Genomic DNA, 25,005 nt, shown 5'->3' on the forward strand with positions numbered 1-25,005 from the left:
CCGGCAAAATTGCGAGCCACTGCGCATCGCGTCGAGAGAGCGGCCCCAACACCTGGGCCGCCTCACGCAGTTAATTCTCAGGAAAACTCAACATAAGAACCGCCGCCGGCGTATTGTCCTTAGGTACAGGTTCTCGTTGCGCCGGATTGGTTAGTATTACCCCCTAGTTTCGACAGCAATGACTCCGGCAGCAAAGCCCTAGCGGGCCTTCCGGATGTCGCCGCCGCTTACCCTGTCGAGTTGACCTTGTTCCAGGGGGTCCAAGTCATGATCAAAAGCATCGTTCTCGGATCAGCTTTTTTCGTTGGCTTGAACGTCGTGGCTGGCTTGATCAGCCTCCAATCAGCCTCAGCCTGCAATAGAACTGCCGGTTGCGCCATGGATACTCTGCTGGAAGACTACACGATGATGCACAACGGCAAGATGAATGACGCGATGGCCGCGGGCAAAGATAATATCGATGCGTTCCGTCGGCTGCAGGAGGCTGAGCGAGCGCGCGCCTCGGGCGCCGGTGCACCAAGGCGGTGAAACAAAGAGGATTTGATCTAATACTGTCGGATTCTATTTAATTGCTTTCTGCCCGCCCATTCTCGACGCTCTGTATGTATCCGACGGAGAGACGCGATGTACCTTCGCATAGCTCTGGCTTGTCTCGTCGCGACCGGATTGAGCCCTCGCGCGCTTGCCCAAGCACAAGCGCCTCAGCCCGCTCCCGCGACTGCAGCCACGGCAACCGCCGTGCCGAGCGAGCAGGTGTTGAGCAAGGCCCAGCTTGACGCTCTCGTCGCTCCGATCGCGCTCTATCCCGACGTGCTGGTGGCCCAGATCCTGATGGCCTCGACCTACCCACTCGAAGTGGTGCAGGCCGAGCGCTGGGTTGCCGCCAACAAACAGCTCAAGGGGGATCAGCTCACCGCCGCGGCCGAGCAGCAACCATGGGACACCAGCGTCAAGGCGCTCGTCGCGACCCCCGAGGTGCTCGAAAGGCTGAGCAGGAATCTCGACTGGACCCAGAAGCTCGGCGACGCAGTCCTGGCCCAGCAGGCTGATCTGATGGACGGCATCCAGCGCCTGCGCGTCCGCGCGCACGAAGGCAAGAAACTATCTTCCGGCTCGCAGCAGACGGTGGTGGTCCGCCAGGAGAACGACAGACAGGTCATCGCGATCGAGCCGACATCATCCGAGACGATCTATGTGCCCCAATACGATCCGGCCGTCGTCTACGGCACATGGCCCTATGTCGACACGCAACCCTATTACTTTCCTGCCCCCGGCTACATTGCCGCCGGTGTGATCGCGACGGGACTTGCCTTCGGCGCCGCCTACGGCTTGGGCCGCTGGGCCTCGAACGGCAACTACTGGGGCGGAAACATCAACTGGAACAACAACAACATCAATATCGACCGCAACCGGGTGACGCATTGGCAGCATAATCCGCAGCATCGCCATGGCGTCCAATATCGCAACAACGCCGTCCAGCAGCGCTTCGGCAACAACAACATCCGCGCGGGCAGCGAGGGGCGGATGGACTTCCGAGGCCGTGGCGGCGACCAGGTCCTGCGGCCCGGCGGTGGTGACCGCGGCCCGAGCGACATCCGGTCCGGCCCGCGCCCGGAACAACGGGCAGGCGGGCGTGCCGATGCCGGCGGGCGCCCGGGCGGCGGCGCCAATGTCGGCGACCGGCGAGGCGGCGACCGCGCCGGTCCCGGCCAATCCCGTCCTGGCGGCGGCGCAGCGGGGCGGCCTGCGCAACGCCCGGCCACCGCGCGCCCCGCCCAGCCCAGGCGTGACGGCGCCTTCGGCAATGTTCAGTCCGGCCGCGCCGCGAACCTGCAATCGCAGCGCGGGCGGGCGAGCTACGCCAATTCCGGCGCCGCCCGCGGCATGGCCGGCCCCAGGCCATCGGGCGGGCGCGGAGGCTTCAGTGGCGGCGGAGCCCGCATGGGCGGAGGACATATGGGCGGTGGAGCGCGCATGGGAGGCGGCGCAAGAGCGGGCGGCGGGGCACGGGGCGGAGGCCGCCGGTCCGACCTCGCGCTGAAAACCGATATCGAGCTGCTCGGCCGGTTTGCGAACGGGATCGGCCTGTATCGCTTCGCCTATCACGGTTCCGACAGGATCTATGTCGGCGTCATCGCCCAGGAGGTCCAAAGCGTGGTGCCGCAAGCGGTGTGGCGCGGGGCGGACGGCTATCTGCGCGTCGACTATCGCCGGATCGGAGTGCGGTTTCAGACATTCGAGACATGGCGGGCGTCAGGCGCCCCTCTGCCAGCCGCGACGACATCGCACTGATCGCAGGCTGCCGGGACGGACTCATGAACGAAGGACGGAGGCGATCACATGCCGAGGTTTGCAGCCCGCTCCGCCAAGCGCCTCTTATGCTCGACGCTGGTGAGCCTTCTCGCCTCGATCGCGACCGCCGAGGCGCAGGAGCTCTTCAAGACGCCCGAGGACGCAGCCTCCGCTCTGGTCGCCGCCGCACGCGACAGCAATCTGCGGCGCCTGTATTCGATTCTCGGAGCCAGTGGCCCGAAGATCGTGTCCTCCGGTGACCATGTGGCGGACGCCGCAGACCGCCAGCGCTTCGCCTCGGCCTATGACAGCCGCCACGCGATCAACCAACAGGGCAATTCCGCGACGCTCCTCATCGGCCAGGACGATTTCCCGTTCGCGATCCCGCTGGTGCGCGCCTTCGGCCACTGGAAGTTCGACACGCAGGCGGGATACCGCGAGGTCAGGCTGCGACGGATCGGCCGAAACGAGCTCAACGCGATCCAGACCTCCCTCGCCCTCATCGACGCCCAACAGGACTATGCCGCGAAGGACCGCGGCCAAGGCACCGGTACCTATGCGCAACGGATCGTCAGCAGCGAAAAGGCGAAGGACGGCCTGTACTGGGAAACGGCTCCCGGCGAGGAGGAAAGCCCGCTCGGCAGGCTCGCGGCAGATGCTGCCACCGAAGGCTATCGGGTGAGCCAGCGGCCTCAGCCCTTCCACGGCTATTTCTACAAGATTCTCAAGCGCCAGGGGAGTGCGGCCCCCGGCGGCGCAATCGACTACGTCGTCGGCGGCAAGATGATCGGCGGCTTCGCGCTGCTTGCCTATCCGGCCGAATACGGCAGGTCCGGGGTGATGAGCTTCATCACCAGCCACGCCGGCACGATCTACCAGAAGGATCTCGGCATGAGCACCGGATACACGGCAGCGCGCATGACCCGCTTCGACCCCGGCAAGGGCTGGGACAAGATCTCGCCGGACGACCTCAAGCCGAGCAGCGCCGGCACGACGGGCAATCGCCCCTAATTCTCAACTCATCCAGTCATCAGCGCAGGAGAATGAAGATGAAAATGGCATCTCTGGCTCTGGCAATTGCTCTCTGCTGCGGAGCGAGCGTCGTCGAGGCGCAGGTCATGGTCGACATGTCCAAGATGACATGCGGCGATTACCGCAAGCTCCCGCCCAGCACGGCAAAGGTCGTGACGGCCTGGATGAGCGGCTGGGCTAATCAGAAGCGCGGCTTCAACAAGGTCGATCTGACGGCACATCCGCAGAACGTCGCCGCGGTGGAACGGTACTGCAACTTCAATTCGGGCGCGACGCTGATGTCCGCGATCGAAAAATCCCTGCCCTGAACGCGATGAGGAGACCGGCCATGCTCAAGACGCCTCTCACGGCAGCCGCCCTGGTTGTCGGCCTCAGCCTGCCCGCGAGTGCTCAGGTCATCTTCGATATGAGCGTCGTGACCTGCAAGCAGTACACCACCGCCAGTCGCGACCAGGCCGAGCTCCTCGGAGCCTGGATGAGCGGTTACTTCAGCGCGTCGAAGGATATCAACATGGTCGACTTCCGCTATATCGAGCGGAACGTGAAGAAGATAACGAGCTACTGCAAATCCCACCGGAACGAGACCTTGATGACGGCGGTCGAGAAGAACGCCCGCTAGCACCCGCGCGCCAGTCGTAAAGCGGCCACGCACCGCAAACGGCGGCGTGCACGTATCGTGCTCCTTCATTGGAGGCTCCGGTGATTGGTGGCATTCCGATCCTCGCCGGACTGGCGGGCTATCAGCGGAGATGGCTGCGGTTCGACATCACCGCCGGCCTCGCCGTCGCCGCGGTGGCCATTCCCAGCGCCGTCGCCTATCCGGCGATCGCGGGACTTCCGGCCGAAACCGGTCTCTATGCGAGCATCCTGCCGCTCGTCGGCTACGCTTTGCTCGGCCCGTCGCGCAAACTGATCGTCGGCCCGGACGCCGCGACCATGACCGTCCTTGCCGCGGCGCTGGCGAGCCTACCGCTGCACGATTCAGCCGAGCGCGTCGGTGCGGCGGCAGCGCTGGCGCTGCTCGTCGGCCTGTTTTGCCTTGTCGCCAGCAAGCTCAGCCTCGGCGTCGTTGCGGCATTCCTGTCGCGCCCCATCCTGATCGGCTTCATCAGCGGCATTTCGATCTCGATTCTGGTCGGGCAGATCGGACGCTTCACTGGCGTGCGGATCGAATCCGACGGCCTGCTGCCGCCGATACTGGAGATTATCCGCAAGGCGGCGCAGATCCACTGGCTCTCCGTTGGTTTCGCCGTAGCCATGGTCGTGCTTCTCGCAGTGCTGGCGCAGCTGCGCTCGCCGATCCCCGGTCCCCTGGTGGTGGTCGCGGTCGCAGGGCTGGCATCGGCTCTGTTCGACCTCGAAGGCCGGGGGATGAAGGTCATCGGCAGCCTACCGGAAACGCTCCCGAGCCTGAGCTTCCCCGATTTCTCGCAACTGCCGTTCAAGGAGCTTCTCCTCGGGGCTGGAGCGATCTGGCTGGTCGGCGTCAGCTCCGGCCTCGTCGCAGCGCGCAGCTTTGGCGCCCGCGACCGGTTCCACGTCAACGCGAACCGGGAGCTCGACGGCATCGGAGCGGCGAATGTCCTGTCCGGCCTGTTCAGCGGCTTTCCCGTGACGGTCACCGATTCACGCACCGCCATCAACATGTCCGCAGGAGGCCGCTCGCAACTCTCGGCGTTGGTCGCCGCCGCCGCACTGACGATACTGCTGCTCTATCTCGGCAACGCGCTGCGCCTGCTGCCGACCCCTGCTCTGGGGGCGATCCTGGCCTTTGCTGCACTCAGCCTGATCGACATCCAAGGGCTGCGCGAAACCTGGCGCATCAGCCGCATGGAATTCGTCTTCGCGATCATCAGCATGTGGGGGGCGATCAGCCTCGGCGTGCTCAGCGGTGTCGTCATCGCGATCGCCGGCACCTTGCTCTATGTCCTGCTGAACGAAATGCGCCCTCGCGAAGCCATGCTAGGGCGAATTCCCGGCCGAAGCGGCTTCTACAAGCTGCACCGGTCGAAGGATGCCCGCCCGATACCGGGCCTGGTCCTCTACATGGTTCAGGGGAGCGTACTCTTCTTCAACGCCGACTATGTCAGGTCGCGGATCCAGAGCATCGCGGATCAAGCGCCTCCGGGCACGAAATGGCTCGTGCTCGATGCGAGTGCGATCGCGAGGATCGACTCCACCGGCGCCGTGATGCTCCGGGAATTGAACCGCGCCCTGGCCGAGAAGGGCCTGTTGTTGAGCTTCGCCGAGCTCCATGCCGATCCTCGCAATATTCTCGCGCGCGCCGGCGCGCTCGAACCGCGGCGGGCCGACATGGTCTTCGAGGATCTGGAGGACGCCTGCCGCGCATTCGAGGTCAGGGTGCCTTGACGATTTCAGCGCGGCTCAATCCACCTGCGCGTCTCGCTCACTGACGAGAATATCAGCGCTCACGATCAGCGCCCACAGCGGAAAAATCAGGAAACTCCAGTCCACGACGTGGCTGCCGAACAGGATGAAGGCCGCAGCGACGTATCCGGCCAACGCCGTCCAGCGCGCGGTGATCCCGGTGCGCAACAGGATCGTCGAGGCCGTCAGCAGGAAAACCCCGGCCATTTTCAGCGCATAGATGCTGGCGAGGTTATAGGCGAATGACCGCGCCCAGATGAAGGTCACAGAGCCGGTGAGCTCGCGAGGCAGCGCCGAATGGGCGACCAGGATCGCCCCGATGGCTGAGGCTGCGGTGAAGATCAGTGCGACGAAGAGAAGCCCACTGCCGAGAAAGACCGTGGCGAACAGCTTGTGCTCCTGCGCGCCCAGCTTGTCGCGCAGCACCCCCATGAACCACAGAAAGGCGACGCCGGCGAAGGGGATCAGATTCAATGCCAGCGCGACTTTCCAAGCCTGCGCTCTGAGCCAGTCGCCAGGATCGCGCGGATGTACCCGCAAGGTCTGCAGGATCAGAAAGATCGACGTCAGCAGCAGGACTGAAAACAGGATTCCGGCTACCGCGGCGGCTCGCGGCGTCTTCAGTCCAGCGGGTGCGCTCTGAAACGACACGGCGCGCTCCTGTCAGCTCCACCGCCCGCGGGCTCCTGCGTCAGGCGCCCATGGTTCGCAGCAAGCCGAGCCGTTCGGCACAGGACACCAGCTCGGCCACGGAACGGACCTCCATCTTCTCCATCACCTTGTGGCGATGGGCCTTCACGGTCCGCTCGGTCGTGCCGAGCTCGAAGGCGATTTGCTTGTTCATCTTGCCGCGGACCACGAGTTCGAAGACCTCGCGTTCCCGCGGCGTCAGCTGGCTCAGCCGCGCGAGACGCTGCCTGGCCCAGCATTCCTGCTCGCTGACGAGGCGGTGGCGCGTGATGACCCGGTCGATAGCCTCGATGAACTCGTCACGCTCCACCGGCTTCGGCAGGAAGTCTTCGGCACCGGCCCGGATCGCCCGGACGGTCGTGCGGATATCGCTGTCGCCCGCCAGGAAGATCACCGGCAGGCTCGAGCCGGCCGCGATCAGGCGATCACGGAGACCGGGACCGCCAACACCCGGGATCTGCACGTCGATGACGATGCAGCTCTCTATGCTGCTGTCGGGAAGATGGCTCAGAATCTCATCTGCGCTGCGATAAGCCTGGATCCGATATCCCGACGCCTCAAGAACCGGGCCGATGCTCGCCTGGAAGGCCGCATCATTGTCGACGAGATGTACAAGGGCCATCACATCCCCCCTTATTCCTCGTGCTGGTTGCAGAGCGCCAAACTGCCGTCGCCATCATGGCGCGCGCCCAAGCGAGATCTGCTGATCCGTGCCCCTGCTACGGTCGGCGGTGGTCAGATCCTGCAGAGTACAGCGCTTGTACGTCGCAGCGATGCTGCCGTCGGAAGCGAAGTAGCGATGAAGGCCGCCATCCGGCGCCGGCGCGAGAATGGCCCGGGCGGTGTCGCTGGTGATCGAGGTCGTGCAGTGCAGGGTCAAGGTCTGCCGGTCGCTGGTCGCCAGGACCTTGACAATCCGGCAAGTCGCGAGCGAGGTCGACAGTCGCCGGCCGGTGATGATGAAGGCCGGGATGAAGGCATTCGCGGGCCGCTTGAAGCCGATGCCATTGCGTGTGGAGGCGAAAACGCTGGCGCAGGCGAGGTCACCGTCGAGCCAGGCTCCCTGAAGATCGCGTGTCTGCGACAGGGCATCAGGCATTGGCGCAAGCATGGCGATGGGAAGCAGGTACAGCGCCGCTCGGCGAAGTCGTGCGATCATGGCCCCCTCCGCGCCGGCTGCGGCATCGCCCGCTTGCGATGCACCCGCATCGGCGAGCATCTCCTCAATGCGCGTCGGGCTTCCGTTAAACATCGTCGCGCCGCATCCGATCACACATGACCGGCCGTTCCCCCGACTGGTGCGTTCGGCAGCAATCAAAGCCGCATCGCCCCTTGCAGGTAGTATCTTACGGTACGCTACGCGGCCGAAGCTCGGTCCCAATGACAAGCTGGAGGCCACTGCCGCGGGCTATTTTTTGACATCGGCAATGCGCGGCTTGACCGGAAAGCCGGCGAGGATGGCGGCTCTGACCAGAATGGCGCGGTCCCTCGGGTTGAAGTTGCGCTTGTCGAGCTCGCCCTCGAAGTTATCGAAGAAGGTCGGGCGCAGCTTGAGAAACCGCATGCGGTTCTCCTCTGCCTCATTGTTCAGCCCGGCACGGGCAAAAATCAGCGCGGCGACCAGATAGTAAATGGGAAAGCGCCGCAGATCGGCCCGGCGGATCAGGTCGGCCGCCTGCTTGTCGTCATTCTGCATATAGGCTGCGAAGGCCAGAATCCCGACATAGTAGTCGGCGTGGCCGGGATTGCGCGCCATGGCCTCCGCAAGCAGTGCGGCGCCGCGTTGCCACTCTCCGGCCTGGGCGACGCGGCTACCGAATTCGCCGAGCAGTTCGGTATCGTTCGGATTGATCGCAAGCGCCTGATTGCCGATACGAAGCGCCGCGGCGGGTTCCTTGAGGAAAAACAGGACCGTCATCAGCGCCTGCAAAGCGCGGACGTTCTGGGGCTCCAGGCGTATGGCGTGCTGCGCCGCCTCACGGGCCCGCTCGACCGGCGCGGGCGAGCCAGGGCGTCGGTTCAGCTCGAAGCGATCCTCGTCGAGATATAGGTAGGATAGCATCGCCCAGCCCGTGGCATAATCGGGATAGAGCGCAGTCATCCGCTCGAGGCACTCGCGCGTCGGCAGATGTTCGCGTGGGTCCAGTGTGTTGCGATAGCGATAGAAGCGGAGCGAGCATTGGTAGGCTTCGAAGCCCGGCAGGCGGCTTTCGCGCGAGGAAACCGCCTGTTTGAAGAGGATACCGTAGGGCTGCGCGATGGCGGTGGCGACCTTGGAGGCCACGTTCATTTCGATATCGACGCTGCTGCTGGTCCGCGGATCGGCATCATAGGCATCGGACCAGATGACTGTTGCGGTCTCACCGTCCAGGACGCGGGTCGTGATTCTAAGCCTGCCGTCGGAAACGCGGACACTGCCTTCCAGGGTGAAGCGGTTGCCGAACCTGCGCTGGATCTCCGGCGCGGACACACCCGCAGGCACCGCGCCGGAGGTCTCGCGCCCGAAAACAGTCAACTCCTTGAAGCGAGCCAGCTGCGCGAGGATCTCTTCGGAAAGGCCGGCCGCATAGACATCCCCTTCCGGATCACCGGAGAGGTTGATGAAGGGCCTGACGATGATTGACGGCCCGGTCACGGCTACCCGTTCCTTGCGAGCTGCCGGCAAAATCGTCAGGTCTGATGTCCGGGCGAAGTTCAAGCCCATGCCGATCATCAGCGTGATTGCAGCGCCGACGAGCCAACGGTGCTTCAGCCAGCCGACGGCGGAGGCGAGGAATTGCGCAGCCGGCTCTAGCTGGTTCGACGGCGGCGGCAACTCCGCATCGTCCCGATGATCGATCTGCCGGCAGAAGCGGGGCACGTAGCCACCCTTCGGAATCTCGATCAGGACCGGATCGAGGCTGCCCGCCAACAGATAGTAGCGCTCCAGCGCGCGCCTCAGCCGGCCGGCTTCAATACGCACGACGGGATCGTTCTGAATGTCGAAGTTGATGCCCCTGCCAAAAACCTCGACCGCAATGGAGTAGGCCTTAATGCGGTCCGCATGGCCTGCGAGCGCCTGTTCGACCACGTACGACAAAAACCGCCGCAAGCGTTCAGGTACGCTGAACTCGACGTTGCATAAAATACGATCCAGTTGAGCTCGAATATCTGCTTCGCTAGGCCTAAGCACTGGCAAATTTCCGGGCACTTCATTTACGCTAAACCCTGCCTTGAACTGCCTCATGGAACCGACCCCCCGGTCGAAAATCCACGTAATTAGCCTTCTTTTCGAAAGGTAACGGCGCGTAACATCCTGTTATTTACTCCCGTCCAGCTCGCCACGCCACATAATTGTGCCTCTTTGAAGGGGGTGCCTTCCCATGGATCGAGGCATTCTGGCTGCCATTCGGCTTCTGCCGAACCACAAGAAGTCGATCCAGGAATTGATGCTTCGGAACGAGGATTTCCGCGCCTTGTGCAGGGACCTTGCCGAAGCAGAATTTGCGCTTGAGCGCTGGGAAAATTCGGCGCTGCCAGAAAAGGAGGCGCATTGCGCGGAATACAGGCTCATCATCGTCGGACTTGAAGCTGAAATCCGGCAAACGATCCACGATCGATAGTCTCTGAGCTTGGGAATTCGACACCGGTCTGAAGCGTTTTCTGCGTGAGATTTGCGAATTGGAGATTCTCGCCATGTCGAAACACGTGAACTGGATCTTCGCCCTGGCTGTGATGACGGCGGCTTCCGGCTGCGCGCCGTACCCGCTCGTCAGCAGCGAGACCGTGGTCGTCGCCGGCGTCGGCCCGGTTGAGGTCGAGCGCCTCAATGTAAGGGTGGTGTCGGTCAATCGGGCAGCTCGCTCGGTGGTGGTCGCGCAGGGACGCCACGAATGGCTGGTCAGCGTTCCGCCGGTCTTCGGCGATCTGCGCCGGGTTCGTGCAGGGGACATGGTGGAGATCAGCCGGATCGAGGGGGCTGCCGTGGATGTCCGGCGCAGCCGGCGCGGCGACCGACCCGGCATCACCTATACGGAGGCGGTGAGCGGCCCGCCCTTCCAGAATCTGCCCGACAAATACGTCGTGCGGGCGGCGACCCTGACGGCCCGGTTCGAGCGCTTCGACCCAGTCAGCAGCGTCGTGAGCTATGTCGGCCCCTTTGGCCCGCGCTCGCTTACCGTCGTCGATCCCGCAGTCAAGGCGGAACTGCAGACCTTCGGGCGCGGCGACATGGTCGACCTCACCTTCGCCGAGGCCTTCCACATCGTGCTCAACTGACAGGTGCGGAGCCCGGTCACCAGGCCGCAGCCGGGCGGCCGAACCGACGATTGCGATCGTGAACAGTGAAGGAGGCGTGGGCCATGTCGACAGTCAGCGATCCGGCCAAGGCGAGCACCCTCGCCGACGAGAGCTTCATGTCGGCGGATGATCTCCGCTCCTACATGACCGAACTGGAGATGGCCAAGGCGTCCAAGATGCTGGCAAGCATGGACAAGGCCGAGGAGGCGAGGAAGAAGCTCGTCGCTTCCCTGCAGCAGGAAATCGCCGTCACACCTGCCAAGATCGCCGAGATCAAGCAGAGTCTCGCAACGAAGACGCGGGCGGCAGCCGAGCGCGGCGAGCAGGAAGTCCTCGTCATGCGCTTCCCGAGCGCGCTCTGCGCGGACAAGGGCAGAGCGATCAACAATGCCGAGCCGGGCTGGCCCGATACCCTCACGGGCAGGCCGCGGCAGGCCTATGAATTCTGGAAAGAGCATTTGCAGCCGGCAAAATACAAACTGCGCGCGATGATCATCGACTGGCCGGGCGGCCTGCCGGGAGATGTCGCGTTCTTCCTGAGCTGGTCTTGATGGCGGGGGGTGCCATGGAAGCGCATGTCGGCGAGCCACTGAACCGTAAGCGCTACGAACGAAAACTCCGGGAGCTGCACGCCGAACTGGTGGAACTCCAGGAATGGGTGAAGCACGCAGGCGCCAAGATCTGCATCGTCTTCGAGGGGCGCGATGGCGCCGGAAAAGGGGGCGTCATCAAGGCGCTGACCGAACGGGTCAGCCCCCGGGTCTTCCGGGTGGTGGCGCTGCCGCCGCCGACCGAGCGCGAAAAATCGCAGATGTATGTCCAGCGCTATCTGCCGCATCTGCCGGCGGCCGGAGAGATCGTGATCTTCGATCGCAGCTGGTACAATCGCGCTGGCGTCGAGCGGGTGATGGGCTTCTGCAGCGAAGAACAGGCCAAGAGTTTTCTCGAGGTCGTTCCGAGCGTGGAAAAGGCGATCGTCGAATCCGGCACGATCCTGCTGAAATACTGGCTTGAGGTCGGCCAGAAGGAGCAGACCAAGCGCATGCAGGAGCGGATCACCGATCCGCGGAAGATCTGGAAGCTCTCGCCGATGGATCTGAAATCCTATTCGCGCTGGTACGACTACTCGCGTGCACGGGACGAGATGTTCCAGAAGACCGACACCGCCTGGGCGCGATGGTATGCCGTCCACTCCGACGACAAGCGCGCCGCACGCCTCGACGTGATCTCGCACATCCTGGCGTCGGTCCCCTATGAGGCACCGCATCGGGAGAAGATCAAACTGCCGAAACGCCAAAAGCCCGCTGGCTATGAAGAGACGGATTTCGCCCGGAACTGGATACCCCGGGCAGGATAGGTCCAGGTCGGGCGCCATGTTGAGGCATCTGATGTCGGTGATCGGGCGATGGGGATCGAAATTGAGCGGAAATTTCTGGTAACCGGGCAGGAATGGCGCGTAGCAGCCAAGCCCGGATGCTTGCTCCGCCAAGGATATTTCACGCCGGCCGGATATGCGGCAACCATTCGCGTCCGATGTTCGGCCGACAGGGCGTCGCTGGCGATCAAAGGCCCGCGCGAAGGAAACGTGAGATCGGAATTCGAGTATGAAGTGCCCTTGGCTGACGCTGAAGCGATGCTGCGAACGCTATGCGTGAACCGGATGATCGAGAAGCTGCGCTATAGCATTGAAGCTGACGGCTTGACCTGGAATATCGACGAGTTTCGGGGCGTGAATTCCGGGTTGGTTTTCACGGAAGTCGAGTTGGAGAGCCCCGACCAAATCGTGAAGCTCCCTGCCTGGGTCGGGGAGGAAATCACTGGACGCCACGAGTACAGAAACACCGTTCTGGCCGAACGGCGCTTCTCGGACGCCCGGTCAATACCGCAAACCTGCGCTTACTTGCCATAGGAGGGCGCCGATGTGGGTACTGATGTACGTCTTTTCTTATTCTGTCAGCCCTATCGCCACGACTGACCGCGCTGAATGGCGGCTTCAGCCGAACGTCATCTTTCAGGAATTTTCCAGCGAGGACCGCTGCCGGTCTGCTAAATCGAAACTGGAGGACAGCTTGAAGGAGGCTGGCACGAAGCTGAAAAGTGCGCTGAACGATCTCCAGTTCGTGGGCCACATCGGTCCGAAAGAAATTATTGTCGCCTATAATGTGGAGTGCCTGCGGAAGTAGGTTTGGACAAACGGGGGCAGTCGCTGCTGCGCAGTCGTCCATGGCGCGTTCTCGCGCTCATGTGCAGATGACGAGGGTCGGACAGCGGGACGGCCTGGCAGATCAGGTCCTGGCCGGGCTGGCCGTCGAATGGGACGAGATGGGCGAAGCGCCCTTGGACGACCTGGACCACGCAGCTTTCGCATCGCCCGATACGGCGACCGTCCGTCAGCGGCAGGCCTTTGGCGAGGGCGGATCGAGGCCTTTGATTTTGCGAGCGATCTGGCGCGAGCAATTGGCGATCCATCGTTCCCAAAGCTTCCGACTCTTCTCTGCCAAGCCAGCCGCGGCGGAACGACGATCGGTTAGAGAACGGTCGCGTAGCGCAAGCTGATCGACCAAATGCGTCACATCGGCACGCAGGCTCGTCAGTGCTGCCGGATCCACCTCACCTTCCCACCCCTATGGATGCAGCTGATCGAACGAAGCGCAGCGTATCGCTCGTCCGACAGCTGCGTCAGACACTGGCTATCTCGATTCCCCAGATCAGAAACGGCCTGTACCGCTGCAGATGCGGCATCGCCGACCTAGCGCAGAGAATGTCATTGACGACGATTATTCGTCATGCAATCGATTGTAGAATCGCTTTGAGAGCACTTATTGGACGCAAAGACGATCTCTGGGCTGAAGGCCCGGAGCCCGGCCGCGCGCGCACCGCAACGATCGGCTGCACGCCAATCATCTCGAAACAGGGGAGCACTCCATGCGCGAACGCAGTTTCCGGAACACGATTTTTCACTCCCGCCGGCGGGCCCTGTCGGTGGCCCTCGGCGCGCTTGCCCTCTGCGCAGCGCCAGTCGAAGCGGGCGCGCAGGCTTGGCCCGAGCGGCCGATCACCGCAGTCGTACCGCTGACGGCGGGCAACGCGATCGACGTCGTCGGCCGCATCGTGCTCGATCAGATGGCGAAGCAGCTCGGCAAACCGGTCGTCGTCGAGAACCGGATCGGCGCGGGCGGTACGATCGGGGCAGCCACCGTCGCCAAGGCCGATCCGGACGGCTACACGATCCTGGTACACTCCTCCGCAATCGCCATCGCGCCCGCACTCTACTCGAAGCTGCCCTACGACACGCTCGGCGATCTCGTTCCGGTCATTCCCTTCGGCGTGCAGCCGAGCGTGCTGGTGACGACGCCGAAGAAGGGCTTCAGGACCGTCGCCGACCTCGTCGCGGCCGCAAAGGCCAAGCCCGGAGCCTTGAACTATGCTTCGGCCGGCAGTGGCAGTACCTCGCATCTCGCGGCGCTGCGGCTGCTGACCGGTGCCGGCATCGACATGCAGCACATCCCCTACCGAGGCCCGGCCGATGCCGTCACCGGCCTGCTCGCCGGTGAGATCGACGTCTACTTCCTGCCCTTGTCAGCCGCGATCCCGCATCTGAAGGAAAGGTCGCTGACGGCGCTCGCAGTCAGCACCTCCAAACGGGCGGCAGCGCTTCCGGATGTCCCGACCACGACCGAGGCTGGCTTGCCGGATTCCACCTACGAGTTCTGGATCGGACTGTTTGCGCCGGCCAAGACCTCACCGCAGATCGTCGCCAAACTCTACGATGAAGCCAACAAGGCGCTCCAGCTCCCGGCGGTGCAGGAGCGGCTCCAGACCGTCGGCCTGGAGCCGATGCCGATGAATCGCGACCAGTTCGACAAGCGCATGCGCGCCGAGGTCGCCGAGATCGGCCAGCTGGTGAAGGCTGCGGGTATCCCACCGGTCAACTGAGACGCGCGAACAGGCGACGGCATGCTTTGCCAGGCCCGGCATCCGAAGGTTGCCGGGCCTTCGCACGACAGAGCCTCAAGGTACCGGCGCGACCTAACGATGCGTGCACGGGTTGAGGTTGGTCGCGGTGCGCGGGCACGATCCCGCTGAAAGGGCGATCAGGAGAGGTTATCGACCATGGCAGGCCAACGCTGGGCCCAGGGGCGCACCTGCTCATAGGCCGCAGCAACCTTCAGGACGCGCTCATCGTCGCGCCAGGGCCCGACGATCTGGAGACCGACGGGAAGACCGGCATCGGTCCAGCCGGCAGGCACGGAGATCGCGGGGTGACCGGTCAGGTTGAACAACGAGGTGAGCCCGAGCTGTTCGAACGGCGTCCTGATCGCGACGCCGTCGATCTCGGGCGGGTAATTCACGCCGAGCGGAAAGGCCGGGACCGGCGTGGTCGGCGTGACGATGACATCGTATTGCTCGAACAACTCTCGCACCCGCTGATAGATCGCGGATTGCGCCATTTCGGCTAGGCCGACCTGCGTCGCCGTCGCCCGCGCCGCGAGTTCGGCGCGCAGTCTCATCAGCGGATCGATCTCGCCCTCGCGCTGCGGATCGACATGGTCGATCAGCGCCGCCCGCAGATAGGCATTGATCAGTCCGTAGGGCGCGATGCTGTCGCTGAAGTCGACATCGATCTCGGTGACCTCGGCTCCGAGGCTCTCGAAGGCCTCCACGGCTTCGGCACAAGCCTTTCGGACCTCGGCTTCGACGGGAACCACGTGCAGGTTGGGGCTGTAGCCGATCCGCAGGCCCTTGATGGACAAATCGCCGGTCGCGGCGGCGAGGAAGTCATGCGGCCCATCGGCCAGCGAGTTTGGATCGCGCGGATCGGGCCCGGCCATGAGCTGCAGGACGATCGCCGCATCTGCAACCGTCCGGGTGATCGGGCCGTGGCTATTCCGGATCGGATGCCACAGCAGAGGGTCCATGGCTGCGATCCGGCCGGCCGACGGCTTGAGCCCGACAAGGCCGCAAAACGCCGCTGGAATGCGGACGGAACCAGCAAAGTCGCTGCCTTCGGCGAAGGAGCCCATACCGGCAGCGACCGCCGCAGCGGCCCCGCCGCTCGACCCGCCCGGAGTGCGGCCCGGATCCCAGGGATTGCGCGTCGTGCCGAAGATGATGTTGTCGGTGACGCCCTTGCAGCCGTTGTCCGGAGTATTGGTCTTGCCGAGCAGGACGGCGCCGCCACGCTCACGCAGGCGCTCAGCGACGATGTCATCCCTTATCGGAACGCGGTCGAAGAGCTTCGAGCCCATGGAGGTACGGATGCCGGCCGTGGCGGTCAGGTCCTTCAGCGTGTAGGGCACCCCGTGCAGTGGCTGGAGCTCGTCGCCGCGAGCCACCGCCGCGTCGGCGGCCTTCGCCTGCTTGCGCGCCAGCTCGGACGTCACGGTCACGACCGCGTTGATCTCGGGGTTCAGCCGATCGATCCGCGCCAGTGCCGCTTCGGTCGCCTCACGGGAACTGATCAGCTTCTTGCGAATTCCCGCCGCCAGCTCCAATGCGCTCCACGAACACAGGTCATTTCGATCGGCCATTCTGCTCATCCCCAAATTTCCTGACTCATTCGGGCCGTCGGCAGCGAACGCCGACGGCCCCTTCTGCAACCGCCTGCAACCGCAAGGCGTCCTGTCTTTCGAAAGGGAGGCGTCAGGCCTGCGCGACGGCCCGCAGATCGTCCTCGGCCACGCTGCGCTTGGGCTCGACGCCGAGGAAGGCGACGACCAGCGCCATGAGCAGCAGCGCTGTCGCCATGACGCTCAGCACGCCGACGACACCATAGGCTGCGAAGACCGGCGCGATGAAGAGCGGCACGACGATACTCGCGCTGCGGCCGACCGCATTGCACAGTCCGACGCCGCGCAGGCGGAACTCGGTCGGGAAGATTTCCGGGATGTAGACGGCGAACAGCGCCGCGACCAGAACATAGATCGGGATCGTCAGCAGGAAGCCGAGCGAGACCGTGACGATGAGGTTGCTCGACAGGGCAAAGGCCAGGCTCAACAGGATGCCGATGATGGCCGAGCCGACGATGGTCGTCTTGCGGCCGAAGGCGTCGCAGGCCATGGCCCCGATCGTCGAGCCCAGCGGCCCGCCCAGAGCCATCAGCAGCGCAAAACCCGTGCTTTTGGTGATGGTCTGCCCCTGGCTGACGAAGAAGGTCGGCATCCAGACGATGAACCCGTAGATCAGAGTGTTGACCACCATCAGGGACACGGAGCCGACGATGACGCGCGACAGCAGCGGTTCGCGGAAGAGCTGGCCGGGATCGTGCGAGATCGCAGGCGGCGGTGTTGGGTCCGGGGCCGGCAATGGGCCGTGTTCACGTTCGCTGTCGCGCTCGATGCCGGCGACCATCGCCTCGGCTTCGGCGCCGCGGCCGACGATCTCGAGCCAGCGCGGTGATTCCGGCAGTCGCGTCCGCAGCAACCAGGCGACCAGGGCGCCGACGCCGCCGAGCACGAACATGACACGCCAGCCGAAGATCGGGATCAGCAGCCAGGCTGCAATGGCCGAGGCCGGTAGCCCGAGCGTCACGGCCGTGCAGATCATTCCGGCCCATCGTCCGCGCGTCTTGCTTGGGAAGAATTCGGCGATGATCGAATAGCCGACGACCGTCTCGGCGCCGAGGCCGACGCCCATCAGGAAGCGCAGGAAGATCAGCACCTGCATATCTGGCGCGAAAGCGGAAGCAATCGCGGCGGCGCCGAACAGGAGCAGGTTCCACTGATAAGTACGCCGACGCCCGTATCGGTCGCCGAGGAAGCCCGCCAGCAACGCACCGAGCGTCATGCCCACGAACGTCGCAGAGATGAATAGGCCGTTCTGAGGCAGAGTCGAAAAGCCCGTACTGGTCGTACCGGCCAACACGCTGGCCGCGATGTAGATATCAAAGCCTTCGAAAAACATGCCCACAGCGACGATATAGAACAGTCGCCAATGAAATTTTCCGATAGGAAGCCTGTCCAGGCGGGCGCCGATACTTGCCGTCGACATGATTTTTCCCCTGCATTTTTTGTCTGTTCAGTCGATCAGCGCGATGCCCTGTATCTCGATCAGCATGTTCGGGTCGGCGAAGCCGGTGACCGTGACTGCCGCACTGGCCGGAAAATCCTTGCCGAAAACCTCGGCGCGGATTTCGGTCATCCGCGTGGTGTTGCGGGCGTCTGTCAGGAAGACCGTCATCGTGACGATGTCGCTCAGCGTTGCGCCGGCCTCCTTGAGCGTCGCCTCGATATTCTTGAAGGTCTGGCGGGTCTGCGCTTCGAAATTGCCGGCCAGGGATTCCCCAGCATCGTTCTTCTGACCGGTGTGTCCGGCGATCCAGACGGTCCTGCCGCCTTCCGTAACGATTGCGGGAGAAAAGGCGCGCTGCTGCTGCCAGGTACCGCGAACGAACGTCTTCTTCATGGCTGTGACCCTGCTGGCCGCGCCTGTTGGCGCGAGTAATGATCTGCAAACGATTGCAGAAATAATGTTTGCGGTCAAGCAGGCGATGCGCTTACTCGAAGCGAGTTTCCCGATATCCAGGTGTCGAATGGCGCCCCGAAAAGAACCACGCCGCCCGAATGTGACGCTGAAGCAGGTCGCCGAGCGCGCCGGCGTGCATGCGTCGACGGTATCCCGCGCACTCAACGCCGACACGCGGTCCATGGTGGTAGCCGACGTGGTTGCCCGTGTCGAAAAGGCTGCATTGGAGCTCGGCTATCGCCGGGATCCCGTGGCCGCCAGCCTCCGCACCGGGCGCTCGAAGCTGATCGGCGTACTTGTGCCGGACATCGTCAACCCGGTTTTCGGGCCGATCGTCAGCGGCGTGAGCGAGGTCTTCGCCGCGCAGGGGTTTGCGGTCATCATCGCCGATGCCGGCAACGACGAGCATCGCCAGATCGAACTCGCGGAGGGCCTCGTCGCTCATCGCGTCGATGGGCTGATCCTGGCGACGGTCAGCCGAGACGACCCTCTGGTCGATTATTGCCTCAGCAGGAGGCTGCCGGCAGTGCTGGTCAACCGTGCCGAGATGCGGGCGCGGCTGCCCGCCATCATTTCCGACGACGCGCTGGGCATGCAATTGGCCGTCGACCACCTGATCGAGCTCGGCCATCGCGTGATCGGCCATCTCGCTGGCCCATCCCGACACTCGACCGGCTATCTCAGACGGCGGGGCTTCCAGCTTGCGGTGATGTCCCACGATATCACCCTCGAGGCCGCGCCCTGCGAAGAGGCATCCGCCTATAGCCGCGAGGAGGGTGCCGCCGCCACGCACCGATTGCTCGATGCACGGCCAGATCTCACGGCGATCGCCTCCGCCAACGATCTGCTTGCGCTCGGCGCCTACGATGCCCTGCGCGAGCGCGGTCTGGCATGCCCGGAGGACGTCTCCGTGATCGGGCACAACGACATGCCGATGCTGGATCTCGTCTCCCCGCCCCTGACCACCGTGCGGATCAGCCATAAGCAGATGGGCAGGCAAGCGGCTCAGCTGCTTCAAGCAGCGATCGAGGGCCACGATACACCTCCCCACAACATCGTCCTGCCGTCTCAGCTGATCCTGCGGGCGTCGACTGCAGGTCCACGGAGCTTGGCAGAGCCCGTCGCGGCCTCCAGGCGGAGTTCAGGCAAGCGCCGCTAGCCGAAACGCGGGGTCGATATAGGCTTCCGGCGAACGCAGGGGTTTGTCGGTATGGGGGCTGTAGCGCTCTCTCAGGGCGATGACCTCAGCGACACCGGCAATGTCGATCTCCAGAGACCGGCTTAGCCCGCCTGCCGTGATGAGCGCGTCATAGGCGGGACCGGTCGCCGCACTGAGCTGCGGCATGCGGCTCGCGAGAATCTCGCACGCCAGCTGCCTGTTGGCGGGATCGGCCAGCCAGCCGACGCTATCATGAAAGCCCGCGATGAAGGCCTGCAATGTCTCGCCATTTGCCTCGGCCCAGCGACGACAGGCACCGCCGACGACACCCTGGTAGCTGCCGAGGACATCGCGGGCCCGGACCAGCCGGGCCTTGCCTTTCGCTTCGGCAGCAAGGCAGAGCGGCGCATTGAGAAGCGTTGCAGTGCAGGTCCCGGCAGCGAGCGCAGCCAGTCGTTCCGCCCCGGTGCCAACGCTGGTGTAGGAGACGTCGGCGTCACGCACCCCGGCGCGGTCCAGCAGTTCGCGCAGGACGAAGGCAAAGCCCGTGGTCATGGCATCGACCGCCAGCGTCGCGCCGCGCAGTTCGGCCAGCGTTCTCACGTGGGGTTGCGCCATTACGCTGAGGAGGCCGTCATCGACGCCCATGAAGGCGAAGAAATCGACAGGCCCCTTAAGCGGCTCCTCGCCGTGCCCCGAAACATAGGCGATGACGTTGTCGATCGAGGTCAGCGCGACCTGGACGCCACCCTCGTGCAGTTCGCGCGCCATATGCCGCGAATTCGGCGTGAGGCCGACCTCCACGGCAAGTCCGCGCCGGGCAAAGAACCCCTGTTCGATCCCGGCGAAAAGAGGCCAGTTGGAGGCGCCGGGAAAGGCGATGACGCGAAGCGGCGTAGCCATCTAGGCGCTCGCCGGGGCAGCGGGCGGGAGCGGCATCGCCAGCAGGATGCTGGCTGGCCTGTTCGAGGCGTTGCGCAGAGCCCGCGCCTCGCCCGGCGCGATCCGGCAGGAATCCCACTGATGCAGAACCACCTCCTCGTCCGGCGTCGAGACGGTGACCTCGCCCTCGACGACGAAATAGAGCTTCTCCAACGGCGAGGCATCGAGAGAGGTCTTGCCGCCAGGCAGCAGGTGCGACAGCCCGAGCCAAAGCATGGAAGACGGACCGGCTTCGTGGCCCTGCAGCCGCAGGCAGCGCATGTCGTCGTGAGCGGGCGGGTGATAGAACGGGGCCTTGCCCAGGCGGGTAACGTTCATGTTCACTGTCCTTTCGGAACGAGAACCAGCCGGTCGCGAGAGGAGCCAAGCACGCGCTCATAAGCCTCCTTCGCCCGGTCCAGTGTGTAGATCGACGAGGGCAGAACGGGGAACGGCTTCAGCGCGCCGCTCTCGAAGCCCGGCAGCATCTGCCTGAGGACCGCGATGCTGTCAGCCGTCCCGAGCGCCAGCGTGTCGATGCCGACGAAGGTCTGCTGGCCCCGATAGAATTGCAGGATGTCGAAAGGCACCGCCCGATCGATCGTCGATATCAGGATCTGACAGGCGTGGAGCGCGAGAATCTGGCGCGACAGGTCGAAATACGGGCTTCCGACGGTGTTGAAGACGATGTCAGCACCGTGGCCGCCCGTCAGCTCGCGGATCCTGGCCGCCGCCTCGGTTCCGTTGCCGGTGACGATCTCGATGCTGTTGATGTGATGGCCGTCGAAGGTCGCACCCTCACGCATGACGCCGATCGTCCTTGCTCCCGACATCGATGCGATCTGGATAGCGGCCTGACCGACCTTTCCTGTCGCGCCAAGGACGACCACATTCATCCCCGGCTTGGGAAAACCGGAACGCTCGAATCCCTTCCACGCCGTCACGAACGGCACGCCAACCGCGCCGGCCTCGACCATCGACATGTTGCTCGGCTTGGCGAGGATCTCGTCAGCCTCGACCACGAGATGCGTGCCGTGGCTGCCGTCCCGGGAGATGCCAAGATCACCGCTCGACCCCCAGACTTCCAAGCCGATGAGGCCAGCTGGCCCCTCCACAACAGTCCCCGCAAAATCCCGGCCGGGCGTGCGCGGCCACCTGGCATGAGGCATCATGCCCAACGTCGCCTTGACGTCGCTCGGATTGATGGCCGCGGCCGCGATTTCGATGACAGCCTGCCCCGCTTTCCACGCGACAGGATCGGTGGACTGCAGAAGCTCGAGCGTTGCGATGCTCTCGGCTTTGGACGTCACCCGTAACCGCCGGCTTTCTCGTGACAGGCTGGACTGCGCTGCGGCCTGGAGCGCGCTCATGATCGAATTCTCCTCGTCTTTCTCGGATACCGTTCTACAATCGATTGCAAATTATGGTCAATAGCGCGTATTGATGTTGCGCCCTGACTCCGGGCAATTTCGACACCGGAACCGAACACGCCTGCTGGCACGGGACCCATGGCAGACGAGAATGCAAACCATCGGCGTCATTAGGTGCGTGAATCATAGGATGACAGCCTTCTCGCAAAGTTCGGCCCGCGGAACTCCACCAGTTGGCAGCAGCGAGCACCTAACAATCGCATTGCCTTCTGCAATCGATTGTAATACTCCTGCCACAGGAGGCGCGAGATGATCATCGAAAACGAGCAAATGGTGACTGCCGCCGTCGTCGACGCGATGGCAGGAGCGGAAAATCCCAGGCTGCGCGAGATCATGGCGTCCCTGGTGCGCCACGCCCACGCCTTTGCGCGCGAAGTGAAGCTGACGGAAGAGGAGTTCGAGCAGGGCATCGCATTCCTGAATGCGATCGGCCAGGCGACGAACGACACGCATAATGAAGGCGTGCTGTTTTCCGACGCCCTCGGTTTCTCGACGCTGGTCTGCCTGTTGAACAACGGCAACGAGGGAGCGACCGAGACTGCGGCGGCGTTGCTCGGCCCGTTCTGGCGGATGAATTCACCGCCGACCCCAAACGGCGGCTCAATCCTGCGCTCGCCGACGCCCGGCCCGGAACTCTTCGTCGACTGCCGGATCGTCGACGTGCACGGCGCCCCGATCCCCGGCGTCGAGGTCGACGTCTGGCAGGCTTCTCCCGTCGGTCTTTACGAAAACCAGGACGCCGAGCAGGCCGACATGAACCTGCGCGGCAAATTCCATACGGGTGCGGACGGGCATTTCTCGTTCCGGTCGGTCCGGCCGGCCGGCTATCCAGTGCCGACCGATGGTCCGGTCGGCATGCTTCTGGCCGCGCAGCGACGCCACCCCTACCGGCCGGCGCATCTGCACTTTCTCGGCTTCAGGGAGGGCTTCAAAACCCTCATCACGCAGCTGTTCGTCGCCGAGGACGAGCGGCTCGAGACCGATGTCGTCTTCGGCGTCACCCGCCATCTCATCGGGAACTACCAGCGGCACGACGCCGGCATTCCGCCCGCCTCCGGCGTGACGGCCCCCTGGTACACGCTCGACTACACCTTCGTCATGGAACGCGGCGAGGCCAAGCTGCCAGTCCCCCCAATCAAGTGAGCCCGACATGACCTATCCGAAGAACCTCACTGGAAAAGTAGCGCTGATCATTGGCGGAGCCGGCGCAATCGGCGCGGCGACAGCGGCCATGCTGGCCTCGGCGGGCGCGACAATCGTCATCACCCATATGCCCGGGCCCGACTTCGCCCGAACCGCGGCCGATGTCGTCGCAAAGCTGCCGCAGGACCGGGACCATGGCTGTTTCGCGGCCGATGTCATCGACACGCCGTCGCTGATCGCCGTGCGCGACGCGGTTCGTGATCGTTATGGGCGCCTGGATATCCTGATCAATGCCGCCGGCTTCACCAAGCCGGTGGCGCATGGCGATCTCGACGCGCTCGACGACGCCCTGATCGACAAGATGTTCCAGGTCAACTGGCGCGGGCAATTCGCGGCGATCCGCACCTTCGCCCCGCTTCTCAAGGCATCAGGCGACGGCCTCGTCGTCTCGATCTCCTCGATCGCCTCCTTCACCGCCGTCGGCTCGAGCATCGCCTATTGTGCCGCCAAGGCCGGTATCGACGTGATGACCAAGGCGCTGGCCCGCGTCATGGCGCCCGAGGTTCGAGTCCTCGCCGTCTCGCCCGGCGTGGTCGACACGCAGTTCGTGCCGGGGCGCGGTGCCGACTTCAACGACAAGGTCGCAGGATCGACACCGCTGCGACGCATCGGCGGCGTCGAGGACATCGCGGCGGCGATCACGGCCTGCGCGACCCATCTCGGCTTCTCGACCGGGCACATCATCCAGGTCGATGGTGGGCGGGCGCTCTGACGCCTTGATCGCCCGGTCAGAACAGCAGCGCGAAGAGCCCGGCATGCAGAACAAGATCTTCATCACCTGCGCCGTCACCGGCAATCTCACCACTCCGGAGCAGACACCGCATCTGCCGATCACACCGCGCCAGATCGCGACCTCTGCACTGGAGGCTGCCGATGCCGGAGCGGCTATCGCCCATATCCATGTCCGTGACCCGGAGACTGGCAAGCCGTCGACTTCGCTCGACATCTACCGGGAGGTCGTCGACCGGATCCGCGACAAGAACCCCGCCCTGATCCTGAACATCACCACCGGGCCGGGCGGGCGCTTCGTTCCCTCCGAGGCCGATCCCAAGGTCTTCGGACCTGGCACGACCCTGATACGGCCCGAGCTGCGCGTCGAGCACATCGCCATGCTCAAGCCCGAGATCTGTACGCTTGACCTCAACACGATGAATTCCGGAGCGCAGGTGGTCATCAACACGCCGGGCAATGTCCGCAAGATGGCGCGCATCATCCGGGACAGCGGGGTCCGGCCCGAAATCGAGCTGTTCGATTCCGGCGACATCGCGTTGCTGCAGGATCTAGTGAAGGACGGCACCATCGATCCGGCGCCGCTCTGCTCCATCGTGATGGGCGTTCCCTACGGCTTCCAGCCTTCGCCGGAGACCGCGATCTACGCGCGTAACCTGTTGCCCGCAGGAGCGACCTGGACGGCTTTCGGCATCGGCCGCTGGAGCTTTCCGATGGCGGCTCAATCCCTCGTCGCCGGCGGGCATGTGCGCGTCGGCATGGAGGACGCGGTCTATCTCTCGCGCGGCACACTTGCACCGTCCAATGCCGCGCTGGTCGAGAAGGCGCGCGGCATCGTCGAGGCGATCGGCACCCAGGTCATGACAGCGCAGGAGGCGCGTGCCGCCCTCAGGCTGCCAAGTGCGTGACGGCCACCTGAAGACCGGCTGCGGGTAGGGAGGGGCCTGGATGGCTGCCAGCTTCACAGTCAATGGCATGCCGGTGACGGTCGATGCCGAGGGCGGTTCCACCCTCCTGTTGGCCCTGCGCAATGAGCTTTGCCTGCATGGCACCCGCTTCGGCTGCGGCGCCGAGGATTGCGGGGCCTGCACGGTCCTGATCGACGGCCACCTGCACTATGCCTGCGGGCAATTCGTCGAGGACACTGTCGGAAAGGACGTCGAGACCGTCGAGGGATTGCGCGGACCGGTCGCGGATGCCTTGAGACAAGCCTTCATCGAAGTCGGCGCCGGCCAATGCGGCTACTGCCTGAGCGGCATATTCGTCAGCGCCTATGCCCTCTTGACCCGCTCCGCCAACCCCTCTCGCACGGATATCCGCTCCGCGCTCTCCCGCAACCTCTGCCGCTGCGGGGCTCATATGAGCATTCTGCGCGGGGTCGAGAGAGCCGCTACGCTGCTCACCGAGCAGGGGCGGTGA

The 25,005-nt window shown here is 64.3% G+C and carries 28 protein-coding genes; 18 read left to right on the forward strand and 10 right to left on the reverse strand.

Features of this window, described 5'->3' with window-relative positions:
- The first annotated feature begins 267 nt into the window (after positions 1–267).
- The 6 genes from ACWIGM_RS30705 (at position 268) to ACWIGM_RS30730 (ending at position 5,694) form a co-directional block, all read left to right on the forward strand.
- Positions 268–528: a hypothetical protein gene (locus ACWIGM_RS30705; protein ID WP_454029777.1), complete on the forward strand. Its 261-nt coding sequence runs from the start codon at positions 268–270 to the stop codon at positions 526–528.
- A 225-nt stretch (positions 529–753) separates the two neighbouring features.
- On the forward strand, positions 754–2,292 hold the full coding sequence (locus ACWIGM_RS30710) for a DUF3300 domain-containing protein (protein WP_454029778.1): 1,539 nt from the start codon (positions 754–756) through the stop codon (positions 2,290–2,292).
- Positions 2,293–2,340: 48 nt separating this feature from the next.
- Positions 2,341–3,303 carry a DUF2950 domain-containing protein gene (locus tag ACWIGM_RS30715; RefSeq protein WP_454029779.1) on the forward strand — a complete coding sequence of 321 codons (963 nt, stop codon included), beginning with the start codon at positions 2,341–2,343 and terminating at the stop codon, positions 3,301–3,303.
- Positions 3,304–3,335: 32 nt separating this feature from the next.
- Entirely contained in the window at positions 3,336–3,632 is a 297-nt protein-coding gene (locus ACWIGM_RS30720) for an HdeA/HdeB family chaperone (protein WP_454029780.1), read from the forward strand.
- Positions 3,633–3,652: 20 nt separating this feature from the next.
- On the forward strand, positions 3,653–3,943 hold the full coding sequence (locus ACWIGM_RS30725) for an HdeA/HdeB family chaperone (protein ID WP_454029781.1): 291 nt from the start codon (positions 3,653–3,655) through the stop codon (positions 3,941–3,943).
- 80 nt (positions 3,944–4,023) lie between these two features.
- Positions 4,024–5,694: a SulP family inorganic anion transporter gene (locus ACWIGM_RS30730; RefSeq protein ID WP_454029782.1), complete on the forward strand. Its 1,671-nt coding sequence runs from the start codon at positions 4,024–4,026 to the stop codon at positions 5,692–5,694.
- Between the two features lie 15 nt (positions 5,695–5,709).
- Here ACWIGM_RS30730 and ACWIGM_RS30735 read toward each other — a convergent pair whose 3' ends face one another.
- From ACWIGM_RS30735 to ACWIGM_RS30750, 4 genes are all read right to left on the reverse strand, one after another.
- Positions 5,710–6,363 carry a hypothetical protein gene (locus ACWIGM_RS30735; RefSeq protein WP_454029783.1) on the reverse strand — a complete coding sequence of 218 codons (654 nt, stop codon included), beginning with the start codon at positions 6,361–6,363 and terminating at the stop codon, positions 5,710–5,712.
- A gap of 40 nt (positions 6,364–6,403) precedes the next feature.
- Positions 6,404–7,024, reverse strand: coding sequence for a response regulator transcription factor (locus ACWIGM_RS30740; RefSeq protein ID WP_454029784.1), 621 nt, complete (start codon positions 7,022–7,024; stop codon positions 6,404–6,406).
- Between the two features lie 54 nt (positions 7,025–7,078).
- The gene (locus tag ACWIGM_RS30745) at positions 7,079–7,654 is read right to left on the reverse strand and encodes a hypothetical protein (RefSeq protein WP_454029785.1); all 576 of its coding nucleotides are present in this window, start codon (positions 7,652–7,654) and stop codon (positions 7,079–7,081) included.
- Positions 7,655–7,810: 156 nt separating this feature from the next.
- Entirely contained in the window at positions 7,811–9,628 is a 1,818-nt protein-coding gene (locus ACWIGM_RS30750; protein WP_454029786.1) for an adenylate cyclase, read from the reverse strand.
- Between the two features lie 136 nt (positions 9,629–9,764).
- On the opposite strand from ACWIGM_RS30750, the gene ACWIGM_RS30755 reads away from it, so the two are divergent.
- The 7 genes from ACWIGM_RS30755 (at position 9,765) to ACWIGM_RS30785 (ending at position 14,616) form a co-directional block, all read left to right on the forward strand.
- Positions 9,765–10,004 carry a hypothetical protein gene (locus ACWIGM_RS30755; protein WP_454029787.1) on the forward strand — a complete coding sequence of 80 codons (240 nt, stop codon included), beginning with the start codon at positions 9,765–9,767 and terminating at the stop codon, positions 10,002–10,004.
- Between the two features lie 73 nt (positions 10,005–10,077).
- On the forward strand, positions 10,078–10,659 hold the full coding sequence (locus ACWIGM_RS30760) for a hypothetical protein (RefSeq protein ID WP_454029788.1): 582 nt from the start codon (positions 10,078–10,080) through the stop codon (positions 10,657–10,659).
- Positions 10,660–10,796: 137 nt separating this feature from the next.
- Entirely contained in the window at positions 10,797–11,231 is a 435-nt protein-coding gene (locus ACWIGM_RS30765; protein WP_454029789.1) for a hypothetical protein, read from the forward strand.
- Positions 11,232–11,245: 14 nt separating this feature from the next.
- Complete coding sequence (gene ppk2 / locus ACWIGM_RS30770; RefSeq protein WP_454029790.1) at positions 11,246–12,037, forward strand: polyphosphate kinase 2; 792 nt, start codon at positions 11,246–11,248, stop codon at positions 12,035–12,037.
- Between the two features lie 48 nt (positions 12,038–12,085).
- A complete protein-coding gene (locus tag ACWIGM_RS30775; protein WP_454029791.1) occupies positions 12,086–12,589 on the forward strand; it encodes a CYTH domain-containing protein in 504 nt (167 codons plus the stop codon).
- Between the two features lie 10 nt (positions 12,590–12,599).
- Positions 12,600–12,863 carry a hypothetical protein gene (locus ACWIGM_RS30780; protein ID WP_454029792.1) on the forward strand — a complete coding sequence of 88 codons (264 nt, stop codon included), beginning with the start codon at positions 12,600–12,602 and terminating at the stop codon, positions 12,861–12,863.
- A 742-nt stretch (positions 12,864–13,605) separates the two neighbouring features.
- Complete coding sequence (locus ACWIGM_RS30785) at positions 13,606–14,616, forward strand: Bug family tripartite tricarboxylate transporter substrate binding protein (RefSeq protein ID WP_454029793.1); 1,011 nt, start codon at positions 13,606–13,608, stop codon at positions 14,614–14,616.
- Positions 14,617–14,774: 158 nt separating this feature from the next.
- Here the strand turns inward: ACWIGM_RS30785 and ACWIGM_RS30790 are convergent, their stop codons facing one another.
- The 3 genes from ACWIGM_RS30790 to ACWIGM_RS30800 form a co-directional block, all read right to left on the reverse strand.
- The gene (locus ACWIGM_RS30790) at positions 14,775–16,211 is read right to left on the reverse strand and encodes an amidase (RefSeq protein ID WP_454029794.1); all 1,437 of its coding nucleotides are present in this window, start codon (positions 16,209–16,211) and stop codon (positions 14,775–14,777) included.
- Between the two features lie 112 nt (positions 16,212–16,323).
- Positions 16,324–17,670, reverse strand: a complete 1,347-nt coding sequence (locus ACWIGM_RS30795) for an MFS transporter (RefSeq protein ID WP_454029795.1) — start codon at positions 17,668–17,670, stop codon at positions 16,324–16,326.
- 27 nt (positions 17,671–17,697) lie between these two features.
- Positions 17,698–18,084 (reverse strand): RidA family protein, encoded by a 387-nt coding sequence (locus ACWIGM_RS30800; protein ID WP_454029796.1) that lies wholly within the window; start codon positions 18,082–18,084, stop codon positions 17,698–17,700.
- Here ACWIGM_RS30800 and ACWIGM_RS30805 point away from each other — a divergent pair.
- Entirely contained in the window at positions 18,083–19,303 is a 1,221-nt protein-coding gene (locus ACWIGM_RS30805) for a LacI family DNA-binding transcriptional regulator (RefSeq protein ID WP_454029797.1), read from the forward strand. The genes ACWIGM_RS30800 and ACWIGM_RS30805 overlap by 2 nt on opposite strands.
- On the opposite strand, the gene ACWIGM_RS30810 is transcribed toward ACWIGM_RS30805, so the two are convergent.
- From ACWIGM_RS30810 to ACWIGM_RS30820, 3 genes are read right to left on the reverse strand one after another with little or no spacing between them, the layout of a single operon-like run.
- On the reverse strand, positions 19,286–20,206 hold the full coding sequence (locus ACWIGM_RS30810; protein ID WP_454029798.1) for an ABC transporter substrate-binding protein: 921 nt from the start codon (positions 20,204–20,206) through the stop codon (positions 19,286–19,288). The two genes, ACWIGM_RS30805 and ACWIGM_RS30810, sit on opposite strands and share 18 nt — an antisense overlap.
- Positions 20,207–20,563, reverse strand: a complete 357-nt coding sequence (locus tag ACWIGM_RS30815; RefSeq protein WP_454029799.1) for a cupin domain-containing protein — start codon at positions 20,561–20,563, stop codon at positions 20,207–20,209.
- A 2-nt stretch (positions 20,564–20,565) separates the two neighbouring features.
- Positions 20,566–21,594, reverse strand: coding sequence for a quinone oxidoreductase family protein (locus ACWIGM_RS30820; protein ID WP_454029800.1), 1,029 nt, complete (start codon positions 21,592–21,594; stop codon positions 20,566–20,568).
- A gap of 309 nt (positions 21,595–21,903) precedes the next feature.
- Here ACWIGM_RS30820 and ACWIGM_RS30825 point away from each other — a divergent pair, with 309 nt between their 5' ends.
- Genes ACWIGM_RS30825 through ACWIGM_RS30840 form a run of 4 tightly spaced genes read left to right on the forward strand, consistent with a single transcriptional unit; the run spans position 21,904 to position 25,005 of the window.
- Complete coding sequence (locus tag ACWIGM_RS30825; protein ID WP_454029801.1) at positions 21,904–22,797, forward strand: dioxygenase family protein; 894 nt, start codon at positions 21,904–21,906, stop codon at positions 22,795–22,797.
- Between the two features lie 7 nt (positions 22,798–22,804).
- Complete coding sequence (locus ACWIGM_RS30830; protein WP_454029802.1) at positions 22,805–23,569, forward strand: SDR family NAD(P)-dependent oxidoreductase; 765 nt, start codon at positions 22,805–22,807, stop codon at positions 23,567–23,569.
- Between the two features lie 43 nt (positions 23,570–23,612).
- Positions 23,613–24,494, forward strand: coding sequence for a beta-keto acid cleavage family enzyme (locus ACWIGM_RS30835; RefSeq protein WP_454029803.1), 882 nt, complete (start codon positions 23,613–23,615; stop codon positions 24,492–24,494).
- Positions 24,495–24,534: 40 nt separating this feature from the next.
- A complete protein-coding gene (locus ACWIGM_RS30840) occupies positions 24,535–25,005 on the forward strand; it encodes a (2Fe-2S)-binding protein (protein ID WP_454029804.1) in 471 nt (156 codons plus the stop codon).

The sequence above is a fragment of the Allobosea sp. NPDC055332 genome (assembly GCF_053645455.1).